At 68.6% G+C, this 896-nt stretch carries 1 protein-coding gene; it reads right to left on the bottom strand.

The window, feature by feature from the left end:
* Positions 1-198 (bottom strand): hypothetical protein (locus G6R25_RS25715; protein WP_205447441.1); only part of this gene is annotated, 198 nt, incomplete at its 3' end.
* Between the last annotated feature and the right edge of the window lie 698 nt (positions 199-896).

The following is an 896-nucleotide window of genomic DNA, read 5'->3' as shown; positions in this document are numbered from 1 at the left end:
GGCGGTACCGCCGGTGCGGTGCGCGGCGCGCTGCCAGCGAGGCCGGTACTGCCACCGGTACGCCCGACCGGAGGGATGCACCACGACGGTAGCCGGGTGCAGCCAGGTCGCATCCGTGCGCAGCATGCCATCGAGGGGAGCGCCGGTCGTCCACCGCCAGAAAACAACCCGCGCCGGAGTCTTCTGCGGCCCGGTCACCGGGACCACCGAACCAATATGGCCAGCATCACAAGCATGGCGATGCTGGCCGCTCCGACCTCGGCGGTCGGGACCGGGAGCACCGTAGCGCTTGGATGTGTGGCGAGGATCACGATCGCACCAGCGGCCGGCGCCGTCCAATGCCGGCCCACCACCCGGCGGACGGCCGCCGCAGCCTGACCGGCGGCATAGGGAAGGAGGAGGGTTACCCCCTCGAGCAGGGCAGCGTGAAACACGACGTACATGAGATCTCCCGCAACCAGGAAGGAAGAGTGGGGGGCTCCGGGGGTACGCCCCGAGAGAGCTCGGGACGTACCCCGTCGACGAGCCGCAGGGGTGGAGAAGTGGAGCCGTTGGCGTGCCTAGACAGCCCACGGCCCAGGTTGTGATCTACAGGTACTGTCCGGGTTCGTACGGACGGCTCTGCACCCGTCGCACAACACGTCGGATGTAGTCCGGGGTGACCGTCAGACCGTCCACAGCAAGACGGCCGGCGATAGCCAGGACGTCCGTGACACCGGCGGACACCAAATCCCGGATCGTCCGAGCCGCCGCCCCATACAGTCGACGTCCAGAACTGTCCGCCGACTGTCCGGCGGACAGTTCTGTGACCTGCACGTTTACCGCAGGACTGTCCGGCGGGACGGTGACGGACGTCCGGACACCTTCCTCGTCGGCTGGCGGGACGGTGACGGACG

The sequence above is a fragment of the Candidatus Frankia alpina genome, from assembly GCF_902806485.1.
Lineage (GTDB): Bacteria > Actinomycetota > Actinomycetes > Frankiales > Frankiaceae > Frankia > Frankia alpina.
The sequence above is the reverse complement of the archived record's forward strand: the minus strand, read 5'-3'. Positions and strand labels throughout refer to the sequence as shown.